General features: G+C 34.8%; 13 protein-coding genes. 5 read left to right on the top strand and 8 right to left on the bottom strand.

Going from position 1 to position 13,758, the window contains the following annotated elements; translation table 11 throughout:
• The first annotated feature begins 158 nt into the window (after window positions 1–158).
• A complete protein-coding gene (locus OQ292_RS01610) occupies window positions 159–890 on the top strand; it encodes an RDD family protein (RefSeq protein ID WP_284684303.1) in 732 nt (243 codons plus the stop codon).
• Here the strand turns inward: OQ292_RS01610 and OQ292_RS01605 are convergent.
• From OQ292_RS01605 to OQ292_RS01595, 3 genes are all read right to left on the bottom strand, one after another.
• Entirely contained in the window at window positions 879–2,243 is a 1,365-nt protein-coding gene (locus tag OQ292_RS01605; protein ID WP_284684302.1) for a glycosyltransferase family 4 protein, read from the bottom strand. The genes OQ292_RS01610 and OQ292_RS01605 overlap by 12 nt on opposite strands.
• A gap of 137 nt (window positions 2,244–2,380) precedes the next feature.
• The gene (locus OQ292_RS01600; RefSeq protein WP_284684301.1) at window positions 2,381–2,893 is read right to left on the bottom strand and encodes a hypothetical protein; all 513 of its coding nucleotides are present in this window, start codon (window positions 2,891–2,893) and stop codon (window positions 2,381–2,383) included.
• Window positions 2,894–2,963: 70 nt separating this feature from the next.
• Entirely contained in the window at window positions 2,964–3,506 is a 543-nt protein-coding gene (locus tag OQ292_RS01595; protein ID WP_284684300.1) for a macro domain-containing protein, read from the bottom strand.
• A 237-nt stretch (window positions 3,507–3,743) separates the two neighbouring features.
• On the opposite strand from OQ292_RS01595, the gene solA reads away from it, so the two are divergent.
• On the top strand, window positions 3,744–4,943 hold the full coding sequence (gene solA / locus OQ292_RS01590; RefSeq protein WP_284684299.1) for an N-methyl-L-tryptophan oxidase: 1,200 nt from the start codon (window positions 3,744–3,746) through the stop codon (window positions 4,941–4,943).
• Between the two features lie 3 nt (window positions 4,944–4,946).
• On the opposite strand, the gene OQ292_RS01585 is transcribed toward solA, so the two are convergent.
• Window positions 4,947–6,278, bottom strand: a complete 1,332-nt coding sequence (locus tag OQ292_RS01585; protein ID WP_284684298.1) for an MATE family efflux transporter — start codon at window positions 6,276–6,278, stop codon at window positions 4,947–4,949.
• A gap of 164 nt (window positions 6,279–6,442) precedes the next feature.
• Between OQ292_RS01585 and OQ292_RS01580 the strand changes: the two genes are divergently transcribed.
• The 3 genes from OQ292_RS01580 (at window position 6,443) to OQ292_RS01570 (ending at window position 9,202) form a co-directional block, all read left to right on the top strand.
• Window positions 6,443–7,030: a YceI family protein gene (locus OQ292_RS01580; protein WP_284684297.1), complete on the top strand. Its 588-nt coding sequence runs from the start codon at window positions 6,443–6,445 to the stop codon at window positions 7,028–7,030.
• A 169-nt stretch (window positions 7,031–7,199) separates the two neighbouring features.
• Window positions 7,200–8,468: a hypothetical protein gene (locus OQ292_RS01575; RefSeq protein WP_284684296.1), complete on the top strand. Its 1,269-nt coding sequence runs from the start codon at window positions 7,200–7,202 to the stop codon at window positions 8,466–8,468.
• A 77-nt stretch (window positions 8,469–8,545) separates the two neighbouring features.
• Complete coding sequence (locus OQ292_RS01570) at window positions 8,546–9,202, top strand: YceI family protein (protein ID WP_284684295.1); 657 nt, start codon at window positions 8,546–8,548, stop codon at window positions 9,200–9,202.
• Window positions 9,203–9,264: 62 nt separating this feature from the next.
• Here OQ292_RS01570 and OQ292_RS01565 read toward each other — a convergent pair whose 3' ends face one another.
• The 4 genes from OQ292_RS01565 to OQ292_RS01550 all read right to left on the bottom strand — a co-directional run bounded on the left by OQ292_RS01565 (window position 9,265) and on the right by OQ292_RS01550 (window position 13,746).
• A complete protein-coding gene (locus tag OQ292_RS01565) occupies window positions 9,265–10,476 on the bottom strand; it encodes a nucleoside permease (RefSeq protein WP_284684294.1) in 1,212 nt (403 codons plus the stop codon).
• Window positions 10,477–10,630: 154 nt separating this feature from the next.
• Complete coding sequence (locus tag OQ292_RS01560) at window positions 10,631–11,485, bottom strand: DUF350 domain-containing protein (protein WP_284684293.1); 855 nt, start codon at window positions 11,483–11,485, stop codon at window positions 10,631–10,633.
• Window positions 11,486–11,563: 78 nt separating this feature from the next.
• Window positions 11,564–12,688, bottom strand: coding sequence for a type III polyketide synthase (locus OQ292_RS01555; protein WP_284684292.1), 1,125 nt, complete (start codon window positions 12,686–12,688; stop codon window positions 11,564–11,566).
• 50 nt (window positions 12,689–12,738) lie between these two features.
• Window positions 12,739–13,746: a transglycosylase SLT domain-containing protein gene (locus OQ292_RS01550; RefSeq protein WP_284684291.1), complete on the bottom strand. Its 1,008-nt coding sequence runs from the start codon at window positions 13,744–13,746 to the stop codon at window positions 12,739–12,741.
• Window positions 13,747–13,758: the final 12 nt, after the last annotated feature.

The raw sequence follows: 13,758 nt of genomic DNA, 5'->3' as shown, positions 1-13,758 counted from the left end.
AAAAATGATGTTCAGATATTAACTGAATAATTAATTTTTTAAGTCACTAAATTCTAGCTAAATTTTAGAATAAGTTAATTTAAATGCATAAAATTAATTGTTGATGCTAAATTTGATTGTTCAGTAATTTTCAAATATAAAAGGAAAATAAAATTTAAATGTCAGGAATAAGAGTAGAAACTACACAGAATGTTTACATTACCTATCAACCAGGTACTTTGGGGGATAGAATTATCGCCTATCTGATTGATTTATTCATTTTAGTAGCTTATACCATTCTTATAATGGCAATTTTAGGTGCTATTGAAGTTCAGAATACTACTGTGTATCTGTTAGCACTTTATCTTCCTTGGTTTTTTTACGATCTTATTTGTGAAATTGTACTTGATGGGCAGTCTATTGGTAAGAGACAGATAAAACTGAAAGTAATCTCACTTGATGGAAGAGAAGCTAGTATTGCCAAATATTTATTAAGGTGGCTTTTTAGACCCGTAGATTTGCTGATTTTCGGTCCCTTAATAGCTATAGTTATGATTATTTCTTCTGGAAATGGACAGCGATTGGGTGATTTGGTGGCAGGTACTTCTGTAGTAAGTCTTAAAAGAAGTAGATCGCAAAGAGGAGCAGTTTCTGTGCCTAATATAGAAGAGGATTACGAGCCTGTTTTCCCAGAAGTAGCACTGCTCAGCGATAGAGATATTGCTATAATTAAAGAAGCAATTGCGACTTTCAGGCTCGGAGAAGCCAATGTACCTACTTATAAAGCTGCCAACAAGGTAAAAGAGTTTTTAGCTTTAGATACAGAACTTCCCCCACTTCAATTTTTAAATACAATTGTAAAAGATTACTATCACCTCTCTGGTGATCTAAGAAGCGAATCAGGGTTTTAACTTAGGTCTGTTTATATCATCAATCTCTAAATCTCCTGCAGAAAGTTTCTCATAAAAAAAGCAAATGTCTTCTGCTGCTTTTGTCCAACTCAATGCAGGCACTGCCTTAGCAGTTAACATGCTTATTTCTTTACTGAGCCCTTCATAATTAAGCAAAGCATAAAGGTAATTTGCAAATGTAGCTGTATCCCAAAAGTTTGCTTTTAATATTTCAGGTAAAACTTCGTTTACACCAGCTTGCTTAGAGGCTACAACTGGTAAACCTACTTGAGCAGCTTCTAAGGCTGCTAAACCAAATGGCTCAGAAACAGAAGGCATAAAATGCACATCGCTGCTGGCCATTAGTTCTATAACTTTCTGCTTGTCTAGAAAACCCACAAATTCGAAATACTGCAGTACATCTCTGTTTTTAGCATAAAGCATGGTTTCGCGTAAGCGGTCACCAATACCTGCAATTACAAACTTTACTTTTTGGTGTTTCTTTAAAAGATGTATGGCTGTTTCTACCAAAAATCCTGGCCCTTTTTGTCTGGTAATTCTACCCAAGAATAAAATCTTTTTTATGCTGTCTTCTTCTTTGGTTAATTTTTCTGGTATTTCCGGATTGCAAAACTGATCTATACCATTGTGTATAGTAATGAGCTTATCGAGAGGAATTTTATAATTTCTTTGAATACAACTTCTTGTGTAATTGCTTACTGCAAAAACAAACGAAGCTGCCTCCATGCCTTTTTGCTCTATTTCATAAATTTTATTCTTGCTTCCTTCACCTGTTCTGTCTGTCTCTAAAGAGTGAATATGTGCGATGAATGGTTTGTTATAGGTCTCTTTAATTTTCATCGCAGCTGGCAGGGTTATCCAGTCGTGGGCATGTACTATATCAAATTTGATGTCTTTTGCCAGATCGGTCACCACTTTAGCATAAGCATTTACTTTCTCCATAATGTTTGGCCCGTAAATGCTTTCTACATTAAAAAGCTGTTTTAATGTAGAGGATTTTTTAATCTGTTTTTCTAGATAAAGTACGCGCTGGTGGGTTTCCGTAATTTTTTTCTTCCGCTCAGCAATAGGGTATAGGTCAAAACTGGCATCTACATACTTAATAGTAGTAAATTCCTCATAAGATTTTTCAACCTTTTTTTCATACTCATCTTCGTACTCAATTTGATTAAGACCTATTACCTGCCCGGCATTTAACTTCGCTTCGGGGTGTCTTTTAGGAAGGATTACTGTTAATTCAACTCGACTACTCAGAGCACTTGCCAAGCCATAACAAGCTTGACCAAGTCCTCCGCTTAGTATTGGGGGGAACTCCCAACCCAACATCAAAATTTTTAAAGTATTTTTTCTCAAATTAGTAGTTAGTCTTTATTAAAGTTTCAGATGTTGAAAAATAATAAATAATAAAGAAAAAATATTGATATTCTGATGTTGTTTTTAAATTAAGTTTTGATAAAACTGAAATGTGAAATTATTTGTATTGAAATACACTAATTTTCATCATTCCAATCGAATGCATAAAATGTTTTGTCAGACTCATAAGTACCAGCTTTAAAAGCACTTACAAACTTTTCAATCTCTGCTGTGGTTACTTCAGGAATATTCAAACACACATCCATGCTTACTCCATAATCTACATCTTCATCATAATCGATAAACTCACAAACCTGAAAGTCTTCGTCTTTTGCTAATTCAACTGAATATTCTTCCATTAAATCAACATGAGCACCTTCATCCTCATCAAAGTCTTTACTTTCGTGCTCTGGATGTTCTTCTATTACTGCATCTTTGGCTGCATCATATATATTAGAAACAAATTCCATTTCTAGGGTATATACAAATGCATCAAACACAACTTCTTTACCTTTATATGTAGCTGTAAAAAATATAGAGGCAAATTCGTCGCTACGTTCAACATTTTCTTGATAGATGAATGACTGATTTTCACCTTGTGCAGCAGTATCTATCTTATTTATTTCTTCTTTATTAAATCCTGTGTTCATGTTTTTTGGGTTTTAAAGATGCAAATTAAACATATTAAAAAGAAGAAATCGGAAAAGCAGCAGAGACTTTTTAAGATTGATTTTTTTCAAGTTCTTGTTTGCACAATTTATAGTTTTCATCATTATGGCAAACCAGATAAATTGTCTCGATTTTTTGGGCTTTTTCCTGTTTTAAGAACCAAAGGCAAGTACCAACAGCTATTTCGGCAGCAATGTTTTTAGGAAATTTGTAAAAGCCAGTGCTAATGTTAGGGAAGGCTATTGAGCTAAGTCCTTTTTCTGCGGCAAGATGTAGTGCATTGTCATAGCAGTCGGTAAGTATCATCTCTTCTTTCGATTTACCTCCATTCCAAACTGGACCGACAGTATGAATAATATGTTTTGCTGGTAAGTTTCCGGCAGTAGTTAAAATAGCTTCTCCAGGAGCTAAAGTGCCCATTTTGATAATCACTTTTTTGCATTCTCTTGAAACAGCATCTCCACCTTTTTCTATAATTTTACCATTTACCCCATTACCTTCGGCATAACCTAAAAGGTTAGTATTGTTTGCATTTACAATGGCGTCTACTTCCAGTTCTGTAATATCTCCTTGTATAACCTCAAGTTTTCCCATAATTTATTTAGTCGTTTAGTTTTGTAGTAAGTTTTGTTTCTGGAAATAAGTCGTGTTTAAATTTATTTTACAGTTTGCAAACAGACAAATCTGTAATATTTATACACTATAGATTTGCCAATAGAACAATATAAAATAATTGCAGGTTTCCATCTTTAATTAGTGATTTTTAGCCGTTTTTATTGATACTAATAGCTGATGCAATATTTTTGAGCAGAAGATAAATTTAGACAGTGTATGCTTTTTAATAGAAAATATTATGATGTAATTGTTGTAGGATTAGGTGCAATGGGAAGTGCGTCTTTGTATCAACTTGCTACACAATTAACTGGTAAAGGGAAAAAAGTACTAGGTATTGATCAGTTAGCTCCGCCGCATAATATGGGTTCTACACATGGTGGTTCTAGAATTACCAGACAGGCATATTACGAAGGGAAAGAATATATTCCGATTTTGAAGCATTCTTATGATTTGTGGCGAAAAATTGAGAACGACAGCCAATCTCGTTTTTTCGAAATTACAGGTGGATTGATGATGGGGAGTCGAACCAATTCTATTGTAGACAAATCGGAAATGAGTGCAAAAGCTTATGATTTGCCTTATGAGATTTTCGATTACAAGGAGATAAAAAAGCGCTATCCGATGTTTAAGGCGAACACGAATACGTGGGCATTACTAGATAAATTGGCTGGTTACTTAGAGCCTGAAGCTGGAGTTACGAAGCAATTAGAATTAGCTGTAAAAGAAGGAGCTGAGGTAAATACCAATGAGCAAGTACAGTTTTGGGATGCAGAAAACTATGCTAAAGGTATTCGTGTAAAGACAAATAAAGGAGATTACATCGCAGAGAAATTAATTGTTACCACCGGTCCTTGGGCAAAAGGAATGATGCAAGAGCTGGGTATTACCTTAAAGCCAGAAAGGTTAATTCAGTTCTGGATGAAGCCAACAAGCAATGCTTCTGCATTTTTACCAGCGCACTTTCCAATATTTCTTTGGAATGTAGAGAAGAATTTGGATGTATATGGCTTTCCGGCTAAAGATGGAATCGAGCAAGGTTGTAAGGTAGCTTTCTACCCGCACCAAGACCATGAGATGAGAGAGTTTTGTTCTGCCTATAATATAGATAGAGAAGTGCATGATAAAGATGTAGAGCTAATAAGAAAGTACCTTGCTCAATATGTTCCTGAGCTAAATGGAGAATGTTTAAAAACGGCAGTATGCATGCACACAGAATCGCCAGATTTACATCCTATAATAGATTTTCACCCTGAATACAGGAATGTTTGTATTGCCAATGGTTTCTCTGGGCATGGTTTTAAGTATTCTAATGTTGCAGGGCAAATTTTAGCAGACCTAACAATTAATGGAAAATCTGATTTTGATATTTCTTTGTTTAGAGCAGATAGGTTTTCGAGCAGACTTTCTCAACAATAAATATTAAGCGTTTACCCAAGATTTAATTCTTTTCTTGGCAAAGAAACTTAACGTTACACCTCTGGATACCATAAATATTGTCATGGCTAGCCAAAGAGCTGTATTGCCCAATTGTGCTTTAAGCAAAAAGAAAATTGGAATAAATACCAGAAAAGTGCAGATAAGCATGGAGTTTCGAAGTGCTTTTGTATCGGTTGCCCCGAGAAAAACACCATCCCAAATAAAACAGATACCATTAATTAAAGGAGCAAATATTGTCCACCAGATGTATTGGCTAGCCAGTTTTATTATATTTTCTTTATCAGTGTAGATATTGAGCAATTGTGTGTCGAACATCCAGAAAGCTGCACTAAATGCCAAGCCCATACCACCAGACCATACAAAAAGAGTGAAAATGATGTTTTTTAAACTCTTTAAATCTTTAGCACCTACAAATTTGCCTACAAGGCTTTCTGCAGCATAAGCGAAGCCATCGATACCATAAGCGAGAATAGTCCAGAATTGCATAAGAATGGTGTTGGCTGCGAGAATGTCATCTCCAAAAGCAGCAGAAGCAGCCGTAAAGTAGCTAAAAACAAATACTAGACAGATCGTTCTAATAAATATATCTCCATTAACAGACATAAATCGCTTTAGTGCTTTGCTTTCTATAGCGATCTTAAGATTTATGTTTTTAAGGTAAGTGGCATACTTCCATCTAAATAAGATAATGGACATAATTAAGCCAATGTATTGTGCGCAAACGGTTCCCATAGCCACGCCATCAGATTTCATTCCCAAGGCTTTTACAAAGAGCACACTAAAAAATATGTTACTAAGATTAATAACTAGTGCCATGTACAAGGGGAATTTGGCATTTTGCATTCCCAAAAACCAACCTTGTATCGCGTAGATTCCTAGTGTGGCTGGTGCTGCTAATATTCTAATATAAAAATAGCTTTTTGCGTAAACTTCTACATCTGGTGAGGCTTTTACCAGAAAAAAACTAAGTGAAGCAAGTGGTACTTGAAGTAACAATAGGAGTGTAGCTATTATACCAGCAATAAACAAAGCCCTTACTAGAATTAGCGAAGATTCGTGTTGGTCGTTATTGCCAAAAGCTTGGGCGGTAAGTCCAGTAGTTCCCATTCTTAAAAAACCAAACCCCCAATAGATAAAATTGAAAATCATTCCTCCAACAGCAACCGCACCTAAATACTCTAAACCTTGTAAGTGCCCAACTAGGGCAGTATCAACCGAACTAAGCAATGGAATGGCAAGATTGCTTAAAATATTTGGTATTGCTAGTTGTAAAACTTGCTGGTTCAAACTCTTTGCTTGTACTTTTTCCTCCATAGGATGAAGATAGAGCCTATTATTCAAAGAGGCTAACAGTTGTCATAAAATAGTCTGATGATAATCACCAAAGGTAGTGATAGGGGTCATGTATAAATGTATGTAGCTACATTAGTTTTGAAGTATCAATAAAAAACAAGATAAAAATAATAAAAGCTGAACCCATGAGACCATTATATAACATAATCCAAGCAGTAATTATAGGATCTTTACTGATCGCACAACCCCTGTTCGGGCAGGACAATTACAAAGTAGATAATGATAACTCTACAATGACAGTTTCTGGAACATCGACATTACACGATTGGGAATCTGATGTAGAAAACAAAACAGTAACATTTACAGCAAATACCAATGGAGATCAAGTAACGATCAACAATCTGGAGCTAAACGTAGAGGTTGCATCAATTAAGAGTGGAAAAGGAGCGATGGATGATAAAACTTATGAAGCTCTAAAAGAAAGTAAATTTCCAAATATCACTTTCAAATTATCTGAACCAGTAACAGTAAATAAATCTGGAACTGTAGTTGCCAAAGGAGTTTTAAATCTGGCAGGTGTAAAAAAAGAGATTGCAGTTAATGGGAATATAACTGTAGATAACAATGCTCAGATTGCCATTAAAGGTAGCTACAAGATTAATTTGAATGATTATAACATTACACCCCCAACCGCTATGTTCGGTACAATTAAAACAGGTGAAGAGATAACTGTAGGGTTTGATCTTAACTTGACCAAAGAACCTAATAATTAAGCAAGATATCCAATATCTCCGGAGAATTAATAAAATAAACCTTTTAACTAATACCAATCAGCATTGATGATTTTTTGAGTAAGCATCTGCTTACACCCTGAGACCCCTGTGTCTAAATTAAAAAATGAATAACAATCTTAAAAAATCTATTCTATAAAATACTAATACCATGAGAAATCTATATAAATCAAGTTTGATGTTATTAGCATCCCTTATGCTTGTCGGAAACGTTGTTCTAGCTCAAAATGGAGTAATTGATAATATGAGATCAAATGATAAAGACGGTTTAAATGTATTTGAGCCAGCAAAAGATCTCGATGCTAAATTTGATGGCGTAAAAGTGAGAATAGGTGGTGACTTTGCACTTCAATTCCAAGGCTTAGACCAATCAAATGCAGAAGATAGCCTTGTACAATTAGGTAACAACTTAAACTTACCAACTGCTAACTTAAACATTGATGTTCAGCTTTACGATGGTGTAAGAATGCACTTAACCTCTTACTTATCTGCAAGACACCACGAAGAATCTTGGGTAAAAGGTGGTTATGTTAAATTCGATAAACTAGACTTTATAAAAGAAGGACTTTTTGAAAACATAATGCAATACACTTACATTAAAGTTGGTTTGGATGAGATTAACTACGGTGATGCACACTTTAGAAGAACAGATAATGCCAAAGCAATCTATAACCCATTCGTTGGTAACTATTTAATGGATGCATTTACTACTGAGGCTTTTGGTGAAGTAGTTGTACAAACAGACAAAGGATTTATAGGAGTACTTGGTGTATCTAATGGTAAATTGAACCAAAACGTTACTGTAACTTCAGCAACTGATAACAAGCTTTCTTTCTACGGTAAAGTTGGTGTAGACCGCCAGTTAAACGATGACTTAAGAATGAGATTAACTGGTTCATGGTATACTAACCAGGGTTCTTCAACAGGTTCTTATCTTTACGGTGGTGACCGCGGTGGTTCAAGATACTACTATGTGTTGCACGACTTAACTGATGGAGGTACTGATTTCGAAGGTCGTTTTAATCCAAGATTTACACAAAACACTTCATTCCAAATTAACCCATTCATCAAATACAAAGGCTTAGAGTTCTTTGGTATCTACGAAGTGTCTAGCAATAGTGAAGAAGAAGCAAATGGAAGTTACACTCAGTTAGCAGGTGAATTACTTTACAGATTCGGTGGCCAAGAGCAATTTTACTTAGGTGGTAGATACAATGCAGTTTCTGGCGAAGATGTTGAAAATGGTGCAACTAAAGAAGTAAACAGAGTTAACATTGGAGGTGGCTGGTTCTTAACTAAAAACATAGTAACAAAATTTGAATATGTAAATCAACAATACGAAGGAGAAGGATGGACAGGTACCAAATACGAAGGTGCTGAATTCAAAGGGGTAATGATTGAGGCAGCAATCTCCTTCTAAGAGAGTTCAATCAAACAGTTCAAACCCCTCTTTAATTTCGAAGAGGGGTTTTTACATAAACCTAAAAATTAAAGATCATGCTACTTCATAAACCATTTATAGTAATTCTAACAACTGCTTTTATTTTACTTGGAAGCTTGCATGCTCAAAACTTTGACTACACTTATACCAGTTATAAAGTTTTACCAGAAAGTAGAATAGAGCTACAAGGCACTACCAACATCAATGAGTTTAATTGCTATACTTTGGAGCTCGTACCCGAAGTTTCTGCATTAGTACTGCCAGCTCCCAAAAGCCAATCTATATTATTGAAAAATTCTACAGTTAAAATAAAAGTAAAAAGTCTTGAGTGTGGTAAAGAAGCAATTAACCGCGATTTAAAAAAGACTTTAAAAGGAGATGATTATCCAGAGATTTTAATCGGTTTAAACCAAATTAATTTTGAGGAGGATAAAAGTAATAAGATCACAATTAATGCTAGCTTAGAAGTAGCTGGAACTACCAAACCTGCCAATCTCAATCTTACTGGAGAATTCGATAGCAAAGACAGCATCTATTACATTGAAGGTAAATACAAAATTAGATTAACCGACTTTAATATAGAACCACCACAACCATTATTCGGCTTGATTAAAGTGCATGATGACATTGTAATTTCTTTTGATTTAGCATTGAAACACGATAATAATACTGCCGATTTGGCACCAGTGCTTTCTAAAGAAATGTATGAATAAAAAAACTGCTGCAACAAAATTTTAATTTTATTACAGCAGTCTAATTATTTAAAACTCAGAATTTATATACTTACTTCTTCTGGTTTATTTACAGATTTTTTCTCACTGAAGAAGATTAAGAAAACCACCAATACAACTGCTGCAAGAGAAGCAGGAATTAGCCAGATAGTTTCCCAGATGTGACCTTCAGGAATAGTGTAAGCTTCAACTACTTGGCCAGATATAAAGGAACCTATAAACATACCAATACCATAAGTCGCAAAGGTAATAAGCCCTTGTGCTGCACTTTTAATTTTGTCGCCTGCTTTATTATCTACATATATTTGACCTGTAACAAAGAAGAAGTCATAGCAAATTCCGTGAAGAACTATACCACCAAACAACATCCAAGTCATTGGGCCAAGATCACCAAAAGCGAACAATACATATCTTGCAACCCAAGCAATCATAGCAACAACCAACATCCATTTAACACCAAGTCTTTTAAAGAATAGTGGCATTATAATTAAGAATAGTGTTTCTGAAACCTGACCGAAAGTCATTTTTGCAGCGGCATTTTCCATCCCTAATTCATTTAAAAAAGGGTTTGCCCAAGCATAATAAAATGATAAAGGAACACAGATTAGAACAGATGCGATAAAGAAAATGAGGAATGAGCGATCTTTAAGCATGCTCAAGGCTTTTAAACCTAATATATCTGAAACTGTAACTTCTTTTCCTTTGTCTTTTGGAGGAGTATGAGGAAGAAAGAATGAGTAAACTCCAAGCAATACAGAACAAACTGCAGATACATAAAACATAGTTGCTTTATCTTCATAACCAGCAAAACTGATTACTAAGCCGGCTGCAATAAAACCGATAGTACCAAATACTCTAATACCTGGAAATTGTTTATCTGGGTCATTTAAATGTCTGAATGAGATAGAATTAGTTAATGCGATGGTAGGCATAAAACACAAGGTATAAATCTGAAAAAACAGATAAAACCAACTAAACTCAGTCGCATTACCAATTAACACAAATACAACTGCTCCGAACAAATGGAGAACTGCTAATATTTTTTCTGTAGGAAAAAACCTATCGGCAACCATACCTACAAAAATGGGTGAAACCATAGCTGCAACAGATACAGCTGCAAAAGCAATTCCTATTTCACTGGCCGAAAATTGAAGTGTTTGTGTTAGGTATGTTCCCATGGTTACATACCAAGCCCCCCAAACAAAATATTCGAGGAACATCATTAGAGAGAGTTGTATTCTAAGTGATTGTTTCATTTGTTGTGTTTTTGTTTTTCTAGGATATCAATGCATTTAAATACTTACTAGCATGGAAATCATTTTCATAAGTATATTGGAAAAATTCAAATTTTTCTAAAAATATGAATTAAATCCCAGATTAAAACTAAAAACAATACTGCTTTGAGATATATTAAGTATGATTGATGATATAAAATAGAGTAATCGAGAAGCTGATAGAAATGATGAATTCTAGCAAGCCAGCACTAATGCTTTTTTTAACTGCAATTTGCTTGTTTAAGTCAGCATTTGGGATAATGACTTTGTCAAAGAAAAAGCGAACGAAGATTAGGTAAATGAATAGAATTTCAATATTAAAGGCGAGGTTAGAGAGATTGTCGGTCCAGCTAATAAACTTGCCAGAAACCCCTTTCATTACAATAATACCAATTGCAATAAAGCCTCCAGAGAAGCCTAATCCTGCGGCTGTGTTTTCATTTTCTATCTCACCATGTACAGAGTAGGGGGTTAACCAATCGTATAGTAAAGCAAAAAGGATAAGGCAAATTTGACCAAAAATAAAAAAGGCAAGAGAGGTTATTATATTACCACCTTCACTATGTAGTGCACCACCAATAATTAACCCTGAAGCAATATATGAGGCTGCTTGTACAAAACCAGTTCCCATGTTTTGGTCTTCAATAATCTCTTTATTATTAGAAAATTTGTACAAAATCAGCTTGTCATTTATAAACCTTGAAACATTGATTAGTACAACTCCCAAAAGTGAGTAGCCTCCAATATGTACCACATTCATTAACCAAGAATCAAAGTTTGGACCATCATAAACACCAACATATACTGCTGTAATGCCTATAAAATAGCCTGCAGTACTTATGGCTAAAGCGATGTTGTTTTTTTCAGTAAGTTCTTTGTTAAGATTGTAGGGAGAAATAGCTGTTTTAATTCCTTTGCCAATCAAAAAAGTGATTATATATAAAAGTAAAAAGCTTCCTGCATTTAATAAATTATCCGGATTTAAAAACATGCCTTTGATTAATGTTCGATTTATGATTGAAGAATAAACGCATTAATCTGAAAATTGGTAAGAGTTATTTGAAATTTATCAGTCAGGTGGAATTAATTGCATATAAGATGACTCAATTGTAAGTCCGGGACCAAAGGCCATAGCGATAATATTTTTGATGCTTTCAGAATTACTTTCTTGTTTTAATAAAGCTTCAAGTACAAACAAGATAGTAACTGAAGACATATTCCCGTATTTCTTTAAAACATCAAATGCAAATTTGTCTTGGTCGCGGTTTATTTCTAGATTTTCTTCTATAACCTCTAGGATTCTTTTACCACCAGGGTGGATAGCAAACAAATCTATTTCTTCCCTTTTAACAGATGCATTTGAGAGTAAATTGTTAAGCAAATTATTGATGCCTTTGCCCAATAAAGCTGGTACATAAGATGAAAGACGCATCTCAAAACCAAAATTGCCAATTTGCCAGCTCATATCATTTTTTCCGTCTGGATATAGGTCGCAGAAGAAGTTATTAATTTGAAGAGCTGGTTTATTTTTTAAAGGTGCACTTTGAATCAATACAGCAGCAGCACCATCAGAAAATAATGCGCCAGCAAGTAAATCATCTGGTGAGCTACTATCTTGAAAGTGTATGGTACATAATTCAACACACACAACAAGAACTTTTGCATTGTTATCGGCTTTACAAATGTAGTCTGCTGTTTTTAAACCGTTAAATGCTCCATAGCATCCCATAAAGTTTATGGCAGTTCTGTGTACTGTAGAGTTTAAGCCTAATTCATCAATTAACTGAATGCCTAAACCAGGAGCATACATACCTGTACAAGAGACAGTAATTAGGTGTGTAATTTCTTTAGGAGAGATGGAATCGGCCTTATCTAAACAGTTATTTATGGCTTTTAGAGCAAGCTTTGGGGCTTCTTGCTGATACATCTGCATTCGATCCGATATTTTCGGGAAGTTACTTTTTACAAAGTAATGTTTTTCTTTTTCAGGTTTAAAATCTTCTATAACAGAAAAGCGGGATCGAATCCCGCTGGCTCTGTATAAAACTTTTAATTGTTTTTGATCACAATCGTTAAGTTCCAGTGTCTCTGCCATAAAATCGGCAATGTCAGTTTGTTCTATCTGGTTATCGGGAACAGCGGTTCCAATAGAGTTGAGATAGCTATAGTTACAGTTTTTTATCGGTGATATCATATTTGCAAAACTTCCGCATAATGGAAATGTTCTAAATATACGAAGCTATATCACTCATATCCAATAAAAACAGGAGGTAATGGCTCAATATTAATTGGTTTATAAGGTTTAAGCATTTCGTCTAGCTCTAATAAAGCCGCTAAAGCTATCTGTGAGTAGTTTTGAGATGCATTTCTAAAACCTCTAGACTCTGCTTGCCATAAAGATTGAATAAATTCTTTTCCTCCAACTTCTGGTTTCATAGATGTAACTGCAGATGAAACATTACCCGCTCCAGCATGGTAAACATGTAAAACCAATAACTTAAACCATAGGTCTTTTTGATTATAAGAGATATTCCAGTTATTAAGGATTTTTTCAGTTTCAGGTATACAAACAGCTTGAATGAACTTGGCCGCTGCTGCCGCAGATTTATCTAGATATTGTCTGTCGTCTTTGTACCTATTTACTTCTAAGCCATACATGCGAGCAATACCACTCATTAACTGGAAAGGTCCGTAAGCGCCAGTTGTAGATTTTTGTAGTTTGTTAGGACTTTCTATTAATAAAATAGCCTGAGCAAAAAACGGATCAACATTTAGACTTTTAAATATTTTAATGGCTTCTGGAATCGCTTCTAATGCATTATCTAATTTGTAGTAATGGTTCTTACCTGAAGTTATGTATATCGGAGTATTTGCTGGTAATTGATTCGCCAAAATTACACTGTCTTTATAAGCATCCCTTCCAGTCCTATTTTTACTCATGTAATAATCTACTGGAATTTCTGCTAAAATATGTCTGTTAGTGGCAATGTTTACAAGGCAATTATCAGGTGATAGTTTGATAATCTTTCTCCAAAACTTTGGTTGTGGAAGTAGGTTCCAACCTTCTTGATAGATTTGCTGCTCATTCACAAATGACTTGGTGTCGATAAATTTGTAAGCAGGCACCAGATTATTGCTTTCTTTTGGTGCAATGCTGTGGCTATCAGCAGGTTTGTTGTCTTTAAGTGAGATTTTAGTAAACGAAAAAAGCAGTCCGGCAAGGCAAACTGATAGTAATACATTTTTTCTCATGCTACAGTAGAA

It is taken from the genome of Chondrinema litorale (assembly GCF_026250525.1).
Lineage (GTDB): Bacteria > Bacteroidota > Bacteroidia > Cytophagales > Flammeovirgaceae > Chondrinema > Chondrinema litorale.
Note: the sequence above shows the minus strand (reverse complement) of the source record. Positions and strands in the feature narration are given on the sequence as shown.

What these genes read in the sequence shown, in the direction of transcription:
- OQ292_RS01610 (WP_284684303.1), top strand. Translation starts at nt 159, where the DNA reads ATGTCAGGAATAAGAGTAGAAACTACACAGAATGTTTACATTACCTAT.
- OQ292_RS01600 (WP_284684301.1), bottom strand. Translation starts at nt 2,893, where the DNA reads ATGAACACAGGATTTAATAAAGAAGAAATAAATAAGATAGATACTGCT.
- OQ292_RS01595 (WP_284684300.1), bottom strand. Translation starts at nt 3,506, where the DNA reads ATGGGAAAACTTGAGGTTATACAAGGAGATATTACAGAACTGGAAGTA.
- solA (WP_284684299.1), top strand. Translation starts at nt 3,744, where the DNA reads ATGCTTTTTAATAGAAAATATTATGATGTAATTGTTGTAGGATTAGGT.
- OQ292_RS01585 (WP_284684298.1), bottom strand. Translation starts at nt 6,278, where the DNA reads ATGGAGGAAAAAGTACAAGCAAAGAGTTTGAACCAGCAAGTTTTACAA.
- OQ292_RS01580 (WP_284684297.1), top strand. Translation starts at nt 6,443, where the DNA reads ATGAGACCATTATATAACATAATCCAAGCAGTAATTATAGGATCTTTA.
- OQ292_RS01575 (WP_284684296.1), top strand. Translation starts at nt 7,200, where the DNA reads ATGAGAAATCTATATAAATCAAGTTTGATGTTATTAGCATCCCTTATG.
- OQ292_RS01570 (WP_284684295.1), top strand. Translation starts at nt 8,546, where the DNA reads ATGCTACTTCATAAACCATTTATAGTAATTCTAACAACTGCTTTTATT.
- OQ292_RS01565 (WP_284684294.1), bottom strand. Translation starts at nt 10,476, where the DNA reads ATGAAACAATCACTTAGAATACAACTCTCTCTAATGATGTTCCTCGAA.
- OQ292_RS01560 (WP_284684293.1), bottom strand. Translation starts at nt 11,485, where the DNA reads ATGTTTTTAAATCCGGATAATTTATTAAATGCAGGAAGCTTTTTACTT.
- OQ292_RS01555 (WP_284684292.1), bottom strand. Translation starts at nt 12,688, where the DNA reads ATGATATCACCGATAAAAAACTGTAACTATAGCTATCTCAACTCTATT.
- OQ292_RS01550 (WP_284684291.1), bottom strand. Translation starts at nt 13,746, where the DNA reads ATGAGAAAAAATGTATTACTATCAGTTTGCCTTGCCGGACTGCTTTTT.